General features: G+C 55.6%; 15 protein-coding genes. 7 read left to right on the forward strand and 8 right to left on the reverse strand.

What is annotated here, in order from left to right; all coding sequences use genetic code 11:
• Positions 1-4: 4 nt before the first annotated feature.
• Positions 5-799 carry a TSUP family transporter gene (locus FHW66_RS19915; RefSeq protein ID WP_183381571.1) on the forward strand — a complete coding sequence of 265 codons (795 nt, stop codon included), beginning with the start codon at positions 5-7 and terminating at the stop codon, positions 797-799.
• 135 nt (positions 800-934) lie between these two features.
• Here FHW66_RS19915 and FHW66_RS19920 read toward each other — a convergent pair whose 3' ends face one another.
• The 8 genes from FHW66_RS19920 to urtA all read right to left on the reverse strand — a co-directional run bounded on the left by FHW66_RS19920 (position 935) and on the right by urtA (position 8,634).
• Complete coding sequence (locus FHW66_RS19920; RefSeq protein WP_183381572.1) at positions 935-1,231, reverse strand: FmdB family zinc ribbon protein; 297 nt, start codon at positions 1,229-1,231, stop codon at positions 935-937.
• A gap of 85 nt (positions 1,232-1,316) precedes the next feature.
• On the reverse strand, positions 1,317-2,489 hold the full coding sequence (fmdA, locus tag FHW66_RS19925; RefSeq protein WP_183381573.1) for a formamidase: 1,173 nt from the start codon (positions 2,487-2,489) through the stop codon (positions 1,317-1,319).
• Between the two features lie 35 nt (positions 2,490-2,524).
• Positions 2,525-3,550 (reverse strand): aliphatic amidase, encoded by a 1,026-nt coding sequence (locus FHW66_RS19930; RefSeq protein ID WP_183381574.1) that lies wholly within the window; start codon positions 3,548-3,550, stop codon positions 2,525-2,527.
• 42 nt (positions 3,551-3,592) lie between these two features.
• The gene (gene urtE, locus FHW66_RS19935) at positions 3,593-4,282 is read right to left on the reverse strand and encodes an urea ABC transporter ATP-binding subunit UrtE (protein ID WP_183381575.1); all 690 of its coding nucleotides are present in this window, start codon (positions 4,280-4,282) and stop codon (positions 3,593-3,595) included.
• Between the two features lie 32 nt (positions 4,283-4,314).
• Complete coding sequence (gene urtD / locus FHW66_RS19940) at positions 4,315-5,082, reverse strand: urea ABC transporter ATP-binding protein UrtD (protein ID WP_183381576.1); 768 nt, start codon at positions 5,080-5,082, stop codon at positions 4,315-4,317.
• A complete protein-coding gene (gene urtC, locus FHW66_RS19945; protein ID WP_183381577.1) occupies positions 5,079-6,293 on the reverse strand; it encodes an urea ABC transporter permease subunit UrtC in 1,215 nt (404 codons plus the stop codon). Before urtC ends, urtD begins: the two co-directional genes overlap by 4 nt.
• Positions 6,294-6,330: 37 nt before the next feature.
• On the reverse strand, positions 6,331-7,248 hold the full coding sequence (gene urtB, locus FHW66_RS19950; RefSeq protein ID WP_183381578.1) for an urea ABC transporter permease subunit UrtB: 918 nt from the start codon (positions 7,246-7,248) through the stop codon (positions 6,331-6,333).
• A 114-nt stretch (positions 7,249-7,362) separates the two neighbouring features.
• Complete coding sequence (urtA, locus tag FHW66_RS19955; RefSeq protein WP_183381579.1) at positions 7,363-8,634, reverse strand: urea ABC transporter substrate-binding protein; 1,272 nt, start codon at positions 8,632-8,634, stop codon at positions 7,363-7,365.
• 501 nt (positions 8,635-9,135) lie between these two features.
• On the opposite strand from urtA, the gene FHW66_RS19960 reads away from it, so the two are divergent.
• The 6 genes from FHW66_RS19960 to FHW66_RS19985 form a co-directional block, all read left to right on the forward strand.
• Positions 9,136-12,570, forward strand: coding sequence for an ATP-binding protein (locus FHW66_RS19960; RefSeq protein ID WP_370543505.1), 3,435 nt, complete (start codon positions 9,136-9,138; stop codon positions 12,568-12,570).
• Positions 12,551-13,543, forward strand: coding sequence for a response regulator (locus FHW66_RS19965; RefSeq protein ID WP_183381580.1), 993 nt, complete (start codon positions 12,551-12,553; stop codon positions 13,541-13,543). The genes FHW66_RS19960 and FHW66_RS19965 overlap by 20 nt, the downstream gene beginning before the upstream one ends.
• 294 nt (positions 13,544-13,837) lie before the next feature.
• Complete coding sequence (gene rpsL, locus FHW66_RS19970; RefSeq protein ID WP_183381581.1) at positions 13,838-14,221, forward strand: 30S ribosomal protein S12; 384 nt, start codon at positions 13,838-13,840, stop codon at positions 14,219-14,221.
• 154 nt (positions 14,222-14,375) lie between these two features.
• The gene (rpsG, locus tag FHW66_RS19975; RefSeq protein WP_183381582.1) at positions 14,376-14,846 is read left to right on the forward strand and encodes a 30S ribosomal protein S7; all 471 of its coding nucleotides are present in this window, start codon (positions 14,376-14,378) and stop codon (positions 14,844-14,846) included.
• Positions 14,847-14,973: 127 nt separating this feature from the next.
• Positions 14,974-17,079 (forward strand): elongation factor G, encoded by a 2,106-nt coding sequence (gene fusA, locus FHW66_RS19980; RefSeq protein WP_183381583.1) that lies wholly within the window; start codon positions 14,974-14,976, stop codon positions 17,077-17,079.
• 82 nt (positions 17,080-17,161) lie between these two features.
• The coding region (locus FHW66_RS19985; RefSeq protein ID WP_255459082.1) for a GTP-binding protein at positions 17,162-17,304 on the forward strand (143 nt) is incomplete at its 3' end.

The raw sequence follows: 17,304 nt of genomic DNA on the forward strand, positions 1-17,304 counted from the left end.
AAGCATGACCTGGGACATCATCATCATCTTGGCCAGTGTGGCCTTTTGTGCAGGCTTCTTTGATTCCATCGCCGGTGGCGGTGGATTAATCACCTTACCGGCCTTGTTACTGGCAGGCGTTGAGCCAATCAGTGCCATCGCCACCAACAAATTTCAGGCCGCAGCGGCGAGTGTCTCTGCTACCGCCGCGTTTTCCCGGAAGAGACTGATTGACTGGCATCAAGGCCGCGCCCTCATGCTGCTTGCCATGCTCGGCGGTGTTGCCGGTGCATTACTGGTCACTGCCTTGGACAAACGATGGCTGGAGGCATGTGTCCCCATCATGCTGATCGCGGTAGCTGTCTACTTTGCCTGCTCGCCAGCGATTGGCAACATCGCACGTCGCCAACGGATCACGCTGGCTGTCTTCTCCTTCACGGTAGCGCCGATGCTGGGCTTTTACGACGGTATCTTCGGTCCCGGCGTCGGCTCCTTCTTCATGGTCAGTCTGGTCTTGCTTTGCGGTTTGGAGATCATGCGCGCGATGAGCTTTACCAAACTGGCCAACGCATCCTGTAATCTGGGCGCACTGTCAGTCTTCATCGTACAGGGTGTCATTCTTTGGCCGCTGGCCATTGCCATGGCGCTCGCTTCCTTTGCCGGTGCGCAGCTTGGTGCACGGGTAGCGGTGCGGGTTGGTCCACGGCTGGTCAAGCCGATGCTCATCATTGTGTGCACGGCCCTGGCGATCAAGCTCCTGAGTGTTGAGACCAACCCCTTGCACATGGCAATAAAAGGTCTGTTCTCAGACTTGCCCTGAACGTGGATGCGCGATTGATCGCGGCATCAAATGACAACGGCATCAGACATTCTGATGCCGTTGTTCGTTACCGCCGAAGTGGGTTGTCTGGATTGACGCCAGTTGGCGCGCCAAGTGCGAATTCGTGTCGCCAATTCACGTCGCACAAATACTGCAACTATGTCCCTTGCAGTTATGCAGCACACTGCTGCGTCCGGCCCCGGCATACGCTCCCGGCCCGGCCACACTTGGCCCAGCCAGTTGCTCGGCACCGGTACGTGGTCGCCAGCGCTCGGTAACTTGCAGACCCACACGTCCACCTGTAAATAGTGGGGCGGCGATCGTTTCTTCCTTGCAGTAAGGGCAAGGAGTTGGTGCCTGTAAGGCCTGCAGAGATAGAGATTTTTCAAAGATACCTTCGCAGTGACTGCAACGGATGTCGTATAGCGGCATGGTGTGCTCCTCAAGCGCGTATTTGATGGGATGCTGCAAAGAGACATGGCGTCAGCTGGTAACGCCATGTCTGGCCGTTGATGTGTTAACGACCCCAATAGGCTTTGTCGTTCAGCATCCCTTTGGGCGTGATGTCCTGATCAAAGATTGAGGTCGGCAGCGCCACCGTGCAGGCGCAGTTGGGGATGTCGACAATGCCGCCGATACGTCCCTCTACCGGTGCCGCAGTCAACAACATGTAGGCCTGACTGCCGGTGTAGCCGAAGTGGGTCAGGTAGTCGATAGCCTTGAGGCAGGCCTGACGATAGGCAACCGTGGCGTCCAGATAGTAGTTGACGTTATTCTCGACACTGATACCTTCGAAGGTCAGCCATTGCTCGTAATGTGGCTTGACGATACTGGGCATGAACAGCGGCGAGGTGATGTTGTACTTTGCCATGCCGCCCTTGATCAGGTCGAAGCCAACGTGGCTGACTCCATCCATTTCAATCGCGCCGCAAAAACCAATTTCACCATCGCCTTGCGAGAAGTGCAGGTCGCCCATCGAGAAGCCCGCACCCTTCACATACACCGGGAAGAAGATGCGGGTACCGGCTGATAAATCCTTGATATCAGTGTTACCGCCGTGCTCGCGTGGTGGCACAGTGCGCGCAGCAATCTTGGCCATCTCATCAAACTTGGCACCCGACAGGCCGCGCAGCACGGCAGTACGTGGATCAGGCGGTTGAGCTTGCCCCTTGGCGGCTAGCGGTGCTTCGCGGCGGTTCCATTCGGTCAGCAGATCATGCGATGGCAGGCAACCCATCAGACCGGGATGGGTCAGGCCGGCAATACGGACACCAGGAATATGGCGTGACGTGGCGTAGAGACCCTTGAGATCCCAGATTGCCTTGTCGGCATCGGGGAAATAATCGGCGAGGAAGCCGCCACCGTTTTCCTTGGCGAACACGCCGGAGAAGCCGACCGGTGTCACCGGTTTGATGTCAAGCAGGTCGATCACCAGCAGGTCACCGGGTTCGGCACCTTCGACGTGGAACGGACCGGTCAGCGGATGGGCGCGGGTGAGGTCAACGTTCTTGACGTCGTCCACCGCGTCATTGTTCTTGATCTGCGCATCGAGAAAATCCAGCGATTCAATCAGGATGGATTCGCCCGGCTTGACCGAGGACAGAAACGGAATATCCGGATGCCAGCGGTTGTGTCCCAGTTCCGCTTGTTCTGCCAGTGGCACACCGGGTTTGATCTTGAAATGTTGCATGCGACTCTCCTTGTCGTGGGTTGATGTCAGTGCAGTTACAGCGCGTTGGGAATGCCCGGGATCGGACATTCGGGCGTGCCGGCGGTGGGACGGGTGAGCGCTTCCACCTGTTGCCGCGCAGCCTGTGGGTCATTGACCCAGGTCTTGTAGAAATCGAAGGGGCAGTCCGCCACCCCGGCCGGTGATTCGCCGGAGTTGATCTTGCCGGTGTAGCCACGGTGTACCAGTTTGTACAGATGGTTTTGGGATTGCCAGTTGCGGCGCGCATCGCGAATCGCGCTGACCGAGAGCTCGGCGTATTGAATGCCCATTTCTTCGGCTTCACATTCGCCCAGCGTGTGGCCGTCGAAGCCGACAATGGCCGAGTGGCCGAAGTAGGAATACACGCCGTCAAAACCGGTGGCATTGGCGACTGCCACATAGACGTTGTTCATCCACGCCATGGCCTTGGCGACCAGTACTTGCTGCTCCTTGGCGGGGTACATGTAGCCCTGGCAACGCACGATCAGTTCGGCACCTTTCATAGCGCAGTCACGCCAGATTTCAGGATAGTTGCCGTCGTCGCAGATGATCAGGCTGATCTTCAGTCCCTTGGGACCATCGCAGACATAGGTGGTGTCGCCGGGATACCAGCCTTCGATTGGTGTCCAGGGCATGATCTTGCGGTACTTCTGGACGATCTCGCCGTGATTGTTGATCAGGATCAGCGTGTTGTAGGGGGCTTTCTTCGGATGCGCCTCGTGCCGCTCGCCGGTCAGGGAAAACACGCCCCAGACATTGGCAAGCCGACAGGCTTCGGAAAAGACGGCAGTTTCTTCGCCCGGCACGGTGGCCGCGGTCTCATACATCTCATCCGGGTCATACATGATGCCGTGGGTCGAGTATTCTGGAAAGATCACCAGATCGAGGCCCGGCAAGCCCTGCTTCATGCCGACCACCATTGCTGCAATCTGCTTGGCGTTTTGCATGACTTCGCTGCGGTTGTGCAGGCGTGGCATCTTGTAGTTGACGACCGCTACGCCGACTGCATCCTTGCTGCTTGATATGTCTCCATGCCGCATGTCGCTGCTCCTTTGCTAATCAAGTTGAAAAATGTCGGATCGTTACACCGACAGATACTTGCTGATCGTTGGTGCATCGACGTTGGCGCGGGTGTCTTCGTAGACGAAGCGGCCTTTGTCGATCACCAGAAAGCGGTCGGCGATTTCCAGCGTGAAGCTCAGCACCTGTTCGGAGACGATGATGGTGAGCGCGCGAATCTTGCGGATCTCTTTGAGGCTGCGGGCAATATCCTTGATGATCGACGGCTGGATACCTTCGGTCGGCTCATCCAGCAGCAGCACCCGTGGATTGGTCGCCAGTGCACGGGCAATCGCCAGTTGCTGTTGCTGACCACCGGACAGGTTGCCACCCTTGCGGCTGCGCATGTCGTAGAGCACCGGGAACAAGTGATACAGCTCTTCAGGCACCTTGCCATGCGCCTCGGCAGACAAGCCGGTCTGAATGTTTTCGAGGACCGTCATGCCGGGGAAAATCATGCGACCCTGCGGGACATAGGCAACACCGGCATTGACCCGTTGATGGCTTTCCATCGCGCCCAGTTCGACACCATCCATACTGATGCTGCCGCCACGCAGCGGCAGGATGCCCATCAGAGTTTTGAACAGGGTAGTTTTACCCATACCGTTGCGGCCCATGACGGCCACGATTTCTTCCTTGGCCACCGACAGATTGACGTCATGGATGACTTTGCTCTGGCCATAGCCGGACGCGAGTTGCGATACATTGAACATGTTCAGATCCTTCCTGGTTGAGTGGAATGGCTTCAATGCCCGAGATAGACGTCGATCACCTTGGGGTCGTTCTGGACCTTGTCCATGCTGCCTTCGGCAAGAATTTTCCCCTGATGCAGCACCGTGACTTTGTGGGCGATGCTCTTGACGAACTCCATGTCATGCTCGATCACCACCACTGAACGGCCCTGACTGATGCGACCCAGCAGCTCTGCAGTTTTTTCGCGCTCCGACACGCTCATGCCCGCGACCGGTTCGTCGAGCATCAGGAGCTCAGGCTCCTGCATGAGCAACATGCCGATTTCCAACCATTGCTTTTGTCCGTGCGAGAGCAGATCGGCCTGGGTATAGAGCTGCTCCCGCAGGAAGATTTCGGCTGCGACAGCTTCCACTCGTGCCACGACGTCTGGTGAGCGCTGGAAGAACAAGGCACCCATGACCTTGCGGCCACGCGGGAAAGACATTTCCAGATTTTCGAACACGCTCAGGTTTTCGTAGATCGATGGCGTCTGGAACTTGCGACCGACGCCAACCCGGACGATGGCGTGCTCGCTCATCTTGGTCAGCTCATGGTTGTTGAAGCGGATGCTGCCCGAGGTGGCGTGGGTCTTGCCACAGATCAGATCCAGTACGGTGGTTTTGCCAGCACCGTTGGGACCGATCACAACGCGTACTTCATTGCGCTGAACGTAGAGGTTGAGACCGTCGACTGCCTTGAAGCCGTCGAAGGAAACAGTCAGGTCTTCGATCGCCAGAACCGGATGGTCGGTGGATTCAAAACCGATTGGTGCGTTGTTCATTTGCTGGCCTCCAGATTGCTGGTATCGATGACGTGTTGCTCAAGGACGTTGCTGATCTTTTCCGTCTTGACGGGCGCTGATGTGGCTGACGTGGTTGACGACGGTGACAGCGTTGATGTCTTGCGTCGTTTGCGCCAGGCCATGAAGCGTTTGCTCTGGTTTTGATAGACGCCGGCCAGCCCATCCGGGAATACCATCACCACGGCGATGAACAGGCCGCCCATCAGGAACAGCCAGAGTTCAGGAAAGGTTTCCGAGAAATAGCTCTTGCCGAAGTTCACCAGCAAGGTGCCGTAGACCGCACCCAGTAGCGACATACGTCCGCCGACTGCGGCGAAGATCACCATTTCAATCGAAGGCACGATACCGACGAAGGAGGGCGACATGAAGCCGACCTGTAGCGTGAACATCGCACCGCCGATGGCTGAGAACATGGCTGCAACGCAATAGACGAAGACCTTGAAGCTGGCCACGTCGTAGCCTGAGAAACGTACCCGCTCTTCCTTGTCGCGCATGGCCATGAGCAGGCGGCCCAGCTTGGAGGTGAGGATGAAGCGGCCAATCAGGATGCAGCCAAACAGTAAGCCAGCGTTGACGAAGTACAGAATCAGCTTGGCGCTGTCGGTGCGAATATCCCAGCCCAGCAGGGTCTTCAGATCGGTGATGCCATTGACGCCACCGGTAAGACCTTGCTGACCAATGATCAGGATCGACAGAATGGCCGCAATTGCCTGCGTCACGATGGAGAAGTACACATCACCGACGCGACGTTTGAACATCGCCATCCCGATGATCAGCGCTAGCAGCGTCGGTACCGCCAGTACCGCCAGAATCGTGAAGCTGAAACTGTGAAACGGTTGCCACATGGCGGGCAATGCGGTGATCTGATTCCAGTCCATGAAATCGGGAATGCCGGGCGTGGACTGAATCTTGGTGCTGATCGGATCAGACGCTTCGAGCTTGAGAAACATGGCCATGCAATAGCCACCCAAACCGAAGAACACGCCCTGACCGAGGCTGAGAATGCCGCCATAGCCCCAGCACAGTACCAGGCCGACGGCAACGAAGGCATATGCCAGATATTTGCCGACCAGGTTGAGCCGGAAGATATCCAGGCTCAGGGGAAATACCAGCAGGATCAGCGCTGCCAGCACCAGCAGACCGGTCAAGCCGGATCTGCCGCCCAATATTTTTTCATAAGCTGCGTGCATGGATGAACCTCGCGAGAGTAGCTGGAGTGAGTTGGATTTATTTACGGACACGCACCGAGAACAAGCCTTGCGGACGCAGCATCAGGATGATGATCACCGCTGACAACGTCAGCACCTTGGCCATGGAACCCGTCAGGAAAAATTCGGCGGTGGATTGTGTCTGGGCAATCGAGAAGGCCGATGCAATCGTGCCGATCAGACTTTGCGCGCCGCCAAATACCACCACCAGGAAGGTATCGACGATGTACAGCGAGCCACTGGTTGGACCGGTCGAGCCGATGGTGGTGAAGGCCGCACCGGCTACACCGGCAACGCCACAGCCGAGCGCGAAGGTGGCGCGGTCAACCTTGCTGGTATTGATACCTACCGCACCGCTCATGACCCGGTTCTGCATCGTGGCCCGTACTTGCAGGCCCCAGCGGGAACGGAACAGCAGGAGGAAAATGGTACCGGTCAGCAGCACGGTCAGGGTCATCATGAACACGCCGTTGATTGGAATATCGATGTTTTCGGTCGGCTTGAAGGAACCCAGTAACCAGTCCGGCAAGGTGGCGCTGACTTCTTTGGCACCGAAGATGGAGCGAAAGGTTTGCTGCATCGCCAGACTCAGGCCCCAGGTGGCGAGCAGGGTATCGAGCGGACGTTTGTAGAGGCGGCTGATGAGCAGCATTTCGGTCAGATAGCCGATGCCGTAGGCAACCAGAAAGGACAAAATCACGGCTGCGAAAAAGTAGAACGGTTGCAGACTCGGTGCGTACTCGGTGGTGAGTTTGGACAGCAGATAGGTCATGTAAGCACCGATGGTGAGAAACTCACCGTGCGCCATATTGATCACGCCCATCTGACCAAAAATGATCGCCAGACCAAGTGCCATGAGGAGCAGGACGCAAAATACCGACAGGCCGTTGAAGCCCTGCATGGCAAAAATTGCACCAAATTCGGAGAGGGAAACCATATTGACTCCTCAAAGGGGAGGGTGAACAGAGTGAGGGCGGCAACCTCCGCATGTCACTACAGAGGTCGCCGCTTTGCTACGTACAACTCAGGTCAGACGATTGTTACCGGGGTGCTATTGATAACCCTTGGGGAAAGGATTCGGTTCGATCAGATCGGATTCATAGATAACCTTGAACTGACCATCTTTCTGCGCTTCGCCGATGCGGGTCTTGCTCCACAGGTGATGGTTTTCATGCACCTTGACGTAGCCTTCCGGCGCGGTCTTCAACTCAATGCCAGGGGAAGCGGCAACCACCTTGTCGACATCAAAGCTGCCAGCCTTTTCGACTGCGGCCTTCCACAACCAAGGGCCAAGATAGGCTGCCTGGGTGACGTCGCCGATGACCGAGTTGGCACCGAACTTGGCTTTGAACTCCTGCACAAATTTCTTGTTGTTCGGGTTATCGAGGCTTTGGAAATACTTCATCGAGGCATAGAAACCTTCGACGTTTTCGCCGCCGATACCGAGCATTTCATCTTCTGTGACCGAGATGGTCAGCAGATTCTGGGTCTTGGCAGTCACGCCGGCAGCCTTGAGCTGCTTGTAGAACGCCACATTGCTGCCACCGACGACGTCGGCAAAAATCACGTCAGGTTTTTTCAGCTTGATCTTGTTGATCAGGGAGCCGAACTGGGTATTGCCGAGTGGGTAATATTCCTCGCCGACGACGGAACCCTTGAGCACGTTTTCAATGTGCTTGCGGGCGATCTTGTTGGAGGTGCGTGGCCAGATGTAGTCAGAGCCAATCAGGAAGAAGGTTTTGGCTTTCTTCTCTTTGGCGACCCAGTTGAGGCCAGCCAGTACCTGTTGCGTGGCTTCCTGTCCGGTGTAGAAGACATTCTTGGACTGCTCCAGACCTTCATAGAAGGTCGGGTAATAGAGCAGGCCGTTGTCTTTTTCAAAGACTGGCAGCACCGCTTTGCGGGAAGCTGAGGTCCAGCAGCCGAAGACGGTAGCAACGTGATCGTTTTCCAGCAGCTTCTTGGCCTTTTCGGCAAAGGTTGGCCAGTCGCTGGCGCCGTCTTCCTGAATGATCTTGATCTTGCGGCCCAGAATGCCGCCCATGGAATTGATCTGATCGATGGCCAGCCGCTCGGCCTGGATCGAACCGGTTTCACTGATGGCCATGGTGCCGGTGGCGGAATGCAACTGACCGACTGTGACTTCGGTATCTGTAATGGCCAGCTTGGTGGTGTTGACCTTGGCAGTCGGGAATTGCTGCGCCTGGCTGATGCCGGGCATCACCATGGCGGCGCTGGCGACGCCAGCTGCGAGTCCCAGCATGACCTTGCGGCGCGTGGATGAGGGGCGCTTGGCAGCGGGACGGTTCGACGATTGCGACATGCGGTACTCCTTTCGAGTGTTGTTGGTCGGTACGGAAGACATGAAAATCGGCCAGCGGTGAAGGCGGGAGTGCCGCTAGCTCAGCGCTGCTGTGATGCGGCTTTGCGGTTCGCTGTGAGACGCAGAATAGGGTTTGCGCTGCGACGCAACAATACGTTGTTTGACGTAAAACCCTTGGTCCCGTGGGGAGAGGGAATGCGCGGACTTGGCACAGCGACGGTGGTTGCCGTGCACGTTGTTGGTGCGGCTTTTCTGGCGGTACAGGAATTTGCTGGCGAGGGTGCGTGCCATGTTTTGGTGAGGCAGTGGTAGCAAGTCGTGATACCGCTATGCTCGACCACTCGCCGACATACGTCATTTGACGTATGTCACCACCTACTGATTGGTTTGAAAATTGCTAGCCAGAGAGGGATGGCGGGATTTGTCGTTGATGTCAGCGCCAGGATGTCTTTTGAGTTTCTTACCAACGCGAGCATGTCGTGATAACAACGTGAGCACAACGTGAACATTCCCGGGACTAATCCCGCAATACAACGCATCGTCAAGGTCCGGCGCGACTACAACACCTGGGTCGCCAACGAGTCGCTGGAAGACTATGCCTTGCGCTACACGCCACGCTCATTCCGGCGCTGGTCGGAGTTCCGGTTGGCCAATACGGCGTTGGGCGCGACTTCGTTTCTGGCGCTGGAGGCGATCAGTGGATCAATCACCCTGAGTTATGGCTTTACCAATGCCTTCTGGGCCATCATCTGCATGGTGGTGCTGTTCTTCGTGACGGGCTTGCCGATTAGTTATTACGCGGCGCGTTACGGTGTGGATATGGATCTGCTCACCCGTGGCGCCGGCTTCGGGTATATCGGTTCAACCATTACCTCGCTGATCTATGCCAGCTTCACCTTCATCTTCTTTGCGCTGGAAGCGGCCATCATGGCGCAGGCTATCGAGATTTATTTCGGGCTGCCGCTGATTTATGGCTACGTGCTGTGTTCGTTGATTGTCATTCCCATCGTGGCGTATGGCATCACCCTGATCAATCGCCTGCAGATGTGGACCCAGCCGTTGTGGCTGTTGCTGTTGTTACTGCCGTATGTGTGCGTGTTGCATAAGGAGCCCGAAGCCTTGAGCAATCTGCTGAGCTTTACCGGGCGCGCCGAGGATGGTGATTCCTTTAATTTGTTGTTGTTCGGTGCGGCATCGACGGTGGCCTTTTCATTGATCGCCCAGATTGGTGAACAGGTCGACTTTCTCCGCTTTTTACCGGAAAAAACAGCCGCCAATCGTGGTCGCTGGTGGACGGCTTTATTGCTGGCTGGCCCCGGCTGGATTCTGTTGGGTGGCGCCAAGATGTTGGGTGGGGCCTTGCTGGCATTCCTGGCGATTCAGCATGAGGTACCGATGTGGCGTGCGGTCGAGCCGACCCAGATGTATTTGATCGCCTATCGCTATGTATTCTCTGATCCGGGCTGGACACTGGCGGCCGTTGCCTTGTTTGTGGTGGTGTCGCAGATCAAGATCAATGTCACCAATGCGTATGCCGGATCGCTGGCGTGGTCCAACTTCTTTGCCCGCATTACGCATAGTCATCCGGGCCGGGTGGTGTGGCTGGTATTTAATGTGCTGATTGCCGTGCTGCTCATGGAGCTGGGGGTTTTCAATGCATTGGAGCATGTGCTGGCTTTGTATGGCTTGGTCGCGATTTCCTGGATCGGTGCGGTGGTTGCTGACCTGGTGATCAACAAGCCGCTCGGACTTAGTCCTGCGCATATCGAGTTCAAGCGTGCGCATCTGTATGACGTCAATCCGGTCGGCGTGGGTGCCATGGCGATTGCTTCGGTGTTGTCGGCCATCGCCATGGCCGGTACGCTGGGACCACTGGCGCATGCTTTGTCACCGTTCATCGCTTTGGGTACGGCGTTGGTGGCGGCACCGTTGATCGCTATTGCTACTGGTAGCCGCTATTACATTGCGCGTCAGGATACGCTGGCCGATATACCCGCTCAGCAGGCATCCTCAATGGCGTATCGGTACCATGCCCAGCTGGAGTGTGTCATTTGCGGCAATCATTTTGAGACACCTGACATGGCGCATTGCCCCGCCTATCAGGGTGCCATCTGTTCACTGTGCTGCTCGCTCGATGCGCGCTGCAATGATCGCTGCAAACCACCGGCAGCACGCTTGCCACATCAGGTATTGAGTTTCTTGCGCAAGATCTTGCCGGGGCGTTTGGTGATGCGTCTGAATAACCGGATCGGCCATTACCTGCTGGTCTTCAGTCTGTTGTCTGGCGGTCTGGCGATTGTCTTGTGGATGCTGTATTACCAGCAGATGGCAGGACTCTCCGGTTTGGCCAGTAGCGGGCCGGATTCGATTCACGGCATTTTCATCAAACTGTTCTGTACCTTGCTGGTCTTGATTGGTGTCGGTGCGTGGTGGTTGATTCTGACCAACGAAAGTCGCACTGTGGCGCAGGAAGAGTCGGAACGGCAGACCAATCTGCTGTTGCAGGAAATCGAGGCCCACAAGCAAACCGATGCCGAGCTGCAGCGCGCCAAGGAAGCGGCCGAAGCTGCCAACCTGGCCAAGAGTCGCTTCGTCACCGGGATGAGTCATGAACTGCGCACGCCCCTCAACAGCATCCTTGGCTATGCCCAGATACTCCACGTCGACGCCACCATTCCGCCTGCACGCAAGGATGCGATCAGTGTGATTCGACGCAGTGGCGAGCACTTGCTGAGTTTGATTGATGGCTTGTTGGACATTGCCAAGATCGAGGCAGGCAAGATGCAGTTGGCTTCCGATGAGCTGGCACTGGAAGAATTTCTGGAGCAGGTCATCAGCATGATCGCGCCGCAGGCGCAGCAGAAGGGTTTGCGTTTCGATTTTGAGAAGTCAGGGCGTTTGCCCTATATCGTGCATGCAGATCAAAAGCGTTTGCGTCAGATTCTGATCAACCTGCTCGGCAATGCCGTCAAATTTACCGATCATGGCGGCGTGACGATGCGTATTCATTACCAGCGCGAGATTGCTTACTTCGACATCATCGATACCGGCATCGGGATCGCACCCGCTGATCTGGAGCGTGTGTTCCTGCCTTTTGAGCGTAGCAGTGCTGCCAATTTGCGGGAAGACATCGGTACCGGACTGGGACTGGCGATCTGCAGCATGCTGACCCACATCATGGGCGGCGAGCTGACGGTGGAGAGCACGCTGGGCGTTGGCAGCAGTTTCCATTTGAAGATTTATCTGCCGGAAGTCAACGCACCACGTCCGCGCCTGAAACTGGAAGACCAGATGTCAGGCTATGTCGGTGCCGTCAAGCGGGTGCTGGTGGTGGACGATCAGGCATCGCAGCGGCGCTTGCTCAAAGACATGCTGGTGCCACTGGGGTTTGAGGTGAGCGAGGCCGATAGCGGATTGGCTTGCCTGGAGCAGCTGACGCAAGCCGTGCCAGATTTAATCCTGCTCGATATCGCGATGCCACTCATGGATGGCTGGACGGTGGCGCGAACCATTCGCGCGCGCGGTCATGTGAAGTTGCCGATCATCATTATCTCGGCGAATGCGTTTGAGTCGGCCCACGAGCGTGGTGACGCGTCGTTGTGTAATGACTTTGTGGTCAAGCCGGTGTCGTACAACGAACTGCTGTTGAAGATGCGTCAGCAGTTACAGCTGGAATGGGTGTCGGCACCTCCGGCACCCGTTGTCAGTCAGACCATGTTATTGATCCCGGTGCCAGAGAAGCTGCGTGCGCTTCTGGAACTGGGCCATATTGGCTACGCCAAGGCCATTCTCGGTAAACTCGATGAGTTGGAGCAACAGGATGCAGCCTATCTGCCTTTTACGACCGAGTTGCGTCAACTGGTTCGGCAATTCCGTCTAAATGAATATGTCATTCGTATCAAGGAGATGATGGGGCATGATGTCAGCAATGTTTGATCGGCACGTGGTGCTGATCGTCGATGATCAGCCAGACAATCTGGCGATGCTGTCAGACGCGCTGGATGACAGCGGCCATATCGTGCTGGTGGCGACCGATGGTGATGGCGCTTTGGCGCGGCTGGACTATATAACGCCAGACTTGATCCTGCTCGACGCGATGATGCCCGGCCTGGATGGATTTGAAACCTGTCGTCGCATCAAGTTGATCAAGAGCGTCAGTCATGTGCCGGTCGTGTTCATGACGGGGCTGGTCGAGACCGAGCATGTGGTACGCGGGTTTGAGGTGGGCGGTATTGATTATGTGACCAAGCCCATCAAGCCCCAGGAAGTGGTGGCGCGTATCGGCGCGCATATCAAGACCTCGCGCATGGTGGAGCAAGCGCGTGGCATGCTGGACCATGTGGCACATGCGGTGATCGTGCTGGGGGCGAACGGCATGCCATTGTGGCAAACCAGCAAGGCAGCGTTGTTATTGGCGAAATATTTCCCCGCCAGCAATGAGGGCGGTAAATTGCCGGCGACCGTGTTAGCCTGGCTCAATGACAGTCTGGCGCGCCGTCGTCGGGGTGGAGACGGCGCTGGCGTCATCGCGACGCCGCTGGTCATGAAGGGGCATGGCAGCGCGTTACAGATTGCGCTGGCTGATGCCGGCAAGGGGCATGATGTTACTTTGTTGCTGGAAGAGAATGTTGTGACGCCGTCTCTGGCGGATGTCGAAGCGTCGCCGGGCGGGCTGTCGGTGTTACAGGATTATCATCTCACGCCGCGTGAAAGCGACGTACTGGCCTGGTTAGGCAAGGGAAAGACCAATCGTGACATTGCGCAGATTCTTGGCATGAGCCCGCGTACTGTTAACAAACATCTCGAGCATATCTTCGTCAAACTGGGTGTGGAAACACGCTCGGCTGCTGCAGTCGTGGCCAGTACACTCTATGGGATGCAGCCCCGCGGTGGTGATCTACTGCAATAGTACGGGCATCAGAAGCGGTCGATTCCCCGTCGACCCACATTGTTTGGTATTGACAACAGCCACAAAATACCTTGCTGTATTGTGTGCTCGAGTATATACTCGCGAGTTCTCGAATTTGGGCTCAACTGAGCTTAAGCGTTCTTTGGTCTGCTTCCGGCTTTCTTCGGCGCTTCTCTCATTTTTCTTGAAATCGATACGCACAAGTTGCACCTGTGCAAGTTTATCGTTTAATTCCGGGCAACCGTTTCCGGGATTAATTGTTATTAACGTCGTAATTTTGTTGGATATAAAACGATGCCAACCATCAATCAATTGATTCGCAAACCACGTGTCTCCGCGACCGTGAAGAGCAAATCGCCGGCGCTGGAAAACAGCCCGCAAAAACGTGGCGTGTGCACACGCGTATACACAACGACTCCTAAGAAGCCAAACTCCGCTTTGCGTAAAGTTGCAAAGGTGCGTTTGACCAATGGTTTCGAAGTGATTTCGTACATCGGTGGTGAAGGCCACAACCTGCAAGAGCATAGCGTCGTGCTGATCCGCGGCGGCCGTGTGAAGGACTTGCCAGGTGTGCGTTACCACATGGTTCGCGGTGCTCTGGATACCCAAGGCGTCAAGGATCGTAAGCAAGCTCGCTCGAAGTACGGTGCCAAGCGCGCCAAGGCAGCTAAGAAGTAATTAATTTGTCTTCCTCGGGCGATAGCGTAGCTTGCGCCTGGTGAAATGTGTCGGTCCGTGATGGGCCGAGTAAGTGGGTGGCTATGATGGTCGTCCGCGAGTGCAGGCAAGGGGTAACACCCAAGCACTCAACTGAAGATTGAAAGGAATCGAAATGCCACGTCGTCGTGAAGTTCCCAAGCGGGAAATCCTGCCTGATCCAAAGTTCGGCAATGTTGAAGTTGCTAAATTCGTTAACGTGCTGATGTTGTCCGGCAAGAAGTCGGTTGCAGAAAACATCATTTACGGTGCGTTTGACCACATCCAGACCAAAACTGGTAAAGACCCGCTGGAAGTATTCGCCACTGCGCTGAATAACTGCAAGCCACTGGTCGAAGTGAAGTCCCGTCGTGTTGGCGGTGCTAACTACCAGGTGCCGGTCGAAGTGCGTCCTGTTCGCCGTATGGCGTTGTCGATGCGTTGGTTGCGCGAAGCCGCAAACAAGCGTAGCGAAAAGTCCATGCCACAACGTTTGGGCGGTGAGTTGATCGAAGCGGCTGAAGGCCGTGGCGGTGCGATGAAGAAGCGTGATGAAGTGCACCGTATGGCAGAGGCCAACAAGGCCTTCTCGCACTTCCGCTTCTAACAAGACTGGACGGGGCTTTTTCATTGATCTGACAAGGCTCCGTTTGTATCTAAAATTTGTTCGGGCCGAGCGTATATTTGATAAAAATAGCGCTCGGTTTCGTGCATTAAAGACTTAGGATTAAATCATGGCTCGCAAGACCCCCATTGAGCGCTATCGTAATATCGGTATTTCCGCTCACATTGATGCTGGTAAAACAACAACGACCGAGCGCGTTCTGTTTTACACAGGCGTGAACCACAAGATCGGTGAAGTGCACGATGGCGCTGCCACCATGGACTGGATGGAGCAAGAGCAAGAGCGTGGTATCACTATCACCTCGGCTGCGACGACCTGTTACTGGAAGGGCATGGCGAACAACTTCCCAGCTCACCACATCAACATCATCGATACCCCAGGCCACGTTGACTTCACCATTGAAGTTGAGCGTTCGATGCGCGTTCTGGACGGCGCTTGCATGGTTTACTGTGCAGTCGGTGGCGTGCAGCCACAGTCAGAAACTGTTTGGCGTCAAGCGAACAAGTACAAGGTGCCACGTCTGGCGTTCGTCAACAAGATGGACCGTACCGGCGCGAACTTCTTCAAGGTCTACGAGCAAATGCGTGCTCGCCTGAAGGCAAACCCTATCCCAATGCAAGTGCCTATCGGCGCTGAAGAAAACTTCGAAGGCGTGATCGATCTGGTCAAGATGCGCGCGATTTACTGGGATGATGCCAGCCAAGGTATGAAGTTCGACTACCGTGATATCCCTGAGCATCTGAAGGAAGAATCGCAAAAATGGCGTGAAAACATGGTTGAAGCGGCTGCTGAAGCGTCGGAAGACCTGATGAACAAGTACCTGGAAGAAGGTGACTTGACTGAAGCCGACATCAAGGCTGCGATTCGTCAACGTACCATCGCCGGCGAAATCGTTCCGATGATGTGCGGTACTGCGTTCAAGAACAAGGGCGTGCAAGCCATGTTGGACGGCGTGATCGAATACCTGCCATCGCCAGTCGACATTCCACCTGTTCCCGGTCTGGATGAAGATGATGAGCCAACCGTCCGTAAGGCGGAAGACACCGAGAAGTTCTCGGCGCTGGCATTCAAGATCGCGACTGACCCGTTCGTTGGTCAGCTGTGCTTTATCCGTTGCTACTCCGGTACACTGAATTCGGGTGACACCGTGTTGAACTCGGTCAAGTCGAAGAAGGAACGTATTGGCCGTATCGTTCAGATGCACGCCAACCAACGTGAAGAAATCAAGGAAATGCTGGCTGGCGATATCGCCGCTGTCGTTGGCCTGAAGGACACCACCACCGGTGACACACTGTGCGACGACAAGTCCGTGGTTGTGCTGGAGCGTATGGTGTTCCCAGAACCAGTGATTTCGCAGGCTGTTGAGCCAAAGACTAAGGCTGACCAAGAAAAGATGGGTCTGGCTCTGAACCGTCTGGCAGCAGAAGATCCATCGTTCCGCGTACGTACTGACGAAGAATCGGGTCAAACGATTATCGCCGGTATGGGCGAGTTGCACCTGGACATCATCGTTGACCGTATGAAGCGTGAGTTCAACGTTGAAGCTACCGTCGGCAAGCCACAAGTTGCTTACCGCGAAACCATTCGCAAGACTTGCGAAGAAATCGAAGGTAAGTTCGTCAAGCAATCCGGTGGTCGTGGTCAGTACGGTCACGTGGTTCTGAAGATCGAACCGCAAGAACCAGGCAAGGGTTTTGAATTCGTCGACGCGATCAAGGGCGGTACCGTTCCTCGCGAATTCATCCCTGCAGTTGAAAAGGGTGTCCGTGAAACACTGAACACCGGCGTGTTGGCTGGTTACCCAGTGGTTGACGTCAAGGTTACTCTGTTCTTCGGTTCCTACCATGATGTTGACTCGAACGAAAATGCATTCCGCATGGCCGGTTCGATGGCATTCAAGGATGGTTGCCGTAAAGCCAGCCCAGTTATTCTGGAGCCAATGATGGCAGTTGAAGTTGAGACGCCAGAAGACTACGCTGGTACTGTGATGGGCGATCTGTCGTCGCGTCGCGGTATGGTGCAAGGTATGGATGAAATTGCTGGTGGTGGCGGCAAGATCATCAAGGCAGAAGTACCTCTGTCGGAAATGTTTGGTTACTCGACTTCGTTGCGTTCGGCAACGCAAGGTCGTGCAACGTACTCGATGGAATTCAAGCATTACTCCGAAGCACCGAAGAACGTCATCGATGCAATCGTGACTTCCAAGGCTAAGTAATTCAGGTTTTGCGCGCTTCCTGTGATCCAGGGAGTGCGCTTTTAATTGTTGAAAAAATCGTTCTTTTTGAAGGAATAGTAAAATGGCAAAAGGTAAATTCGAGCGGACCAAGCCGCACGTGAACGTTGGTACAATTGGCCACGTTGACCATGGCAAGACCACACTGACAGCGGCGATTGCGACCGTGTTGTCGAAGAAGTTTGGCGGCGAAGCCAAAGCCTACGA

Origin of the sequence: Herbaspirillum sp. Sphag64, from assembly GCF_014192645.1 — a bacterium.
Taxonomy (GTDB): domain Bacteria; phylum Pseudomonadota; class Gammaproteobacteria; order Burkholderiales; family Burkholderiaceae_D; genus Herbaspirillum.

Coding starts and splice junctions, on each gene's coding strand:
- FHW66_RS19965 (WP_183381580.1), top strand. CDS start 12,551: ATGATGTCAGCAATGTTTGATCGGCACGTGGTGCTGATCGTCGATGAT.
- urtB (WP_183381578.1), bottom strand. CDS start 7,248: ATGGTTTCCCTCTCCGAATTTGGTGCAATTTTTGCCATGCAGGGCTTC.
- urtE (WP_183381575.1), bottom strand. CDS start 4,282: ATGTTCAATGTATCGCAACTCGCGTCCGGCTATGGCCAGAGCAAAGTC.
- fmdA (WP_183381573.1), bottom strand. CDS start 2,489: ATGCAACATTTCAAGATCAAACCCGGTGTGCCACTGGCAGAACAAGCG.
- FHW66_RS19930 (WP_183381574.1), bottom strand. CDS start 3,550: ATGCGGCATGGAGACATATCAAGCAGCAAGGATGCAGTCGGCGTAGCG.
- urtA (WP_183381579.1), bottom strand. CDS start 8,634: ATGTCGCAATCGTCGAACCGTCCCGCTGCCAAGCGCCCCTCATCCACG.
- urtC (WP_183381577.1), bottom strand. CDS start 6,293: ATGCACGCAGCTTATGAAAAAATATTGGGCGGCAGATCCGGCTTGACC.
- rpsL (WP_183381581.1), top strand. CDS start 13,838: ATGCCAACCATCAATCAATTGATTCGCAAACCACGTGTCTCCGCGACC.
- FHW66_RS19920 (WP_183381572.1), bottom strand. CDS start 1,231: ATGCCGCTATACGACATCCGTTGCAGTCACTGCGAAGGTATCTTTGAA.
- fusA (WP_183381583.1), top strand. CDS start 14,974: ATGGCTCGCAAGACCCCCATTGAGCGCTATCGTAATATCGGTATTTCC.
- FHW66_RS19915 (WP_183381571.1), top strand. CDS start 5: ATGACCTGGGACATCATCATCATCTTGGCCAGTGTGGCCTTTTGTGCA.
- urtD (WP_183381576.1), bottom strand. CDS start 5,082: ATGAACAACGCACCAATCGGTTTTGAATCCACCGACCATCCGGTTCTG.
- rpsG (WP_183381582.1), top strand. CDS start 14,376: ATGCCACGTCGTCGTGAAGTTCCCAAGCGGGAAATCCTGCCTGATCCA.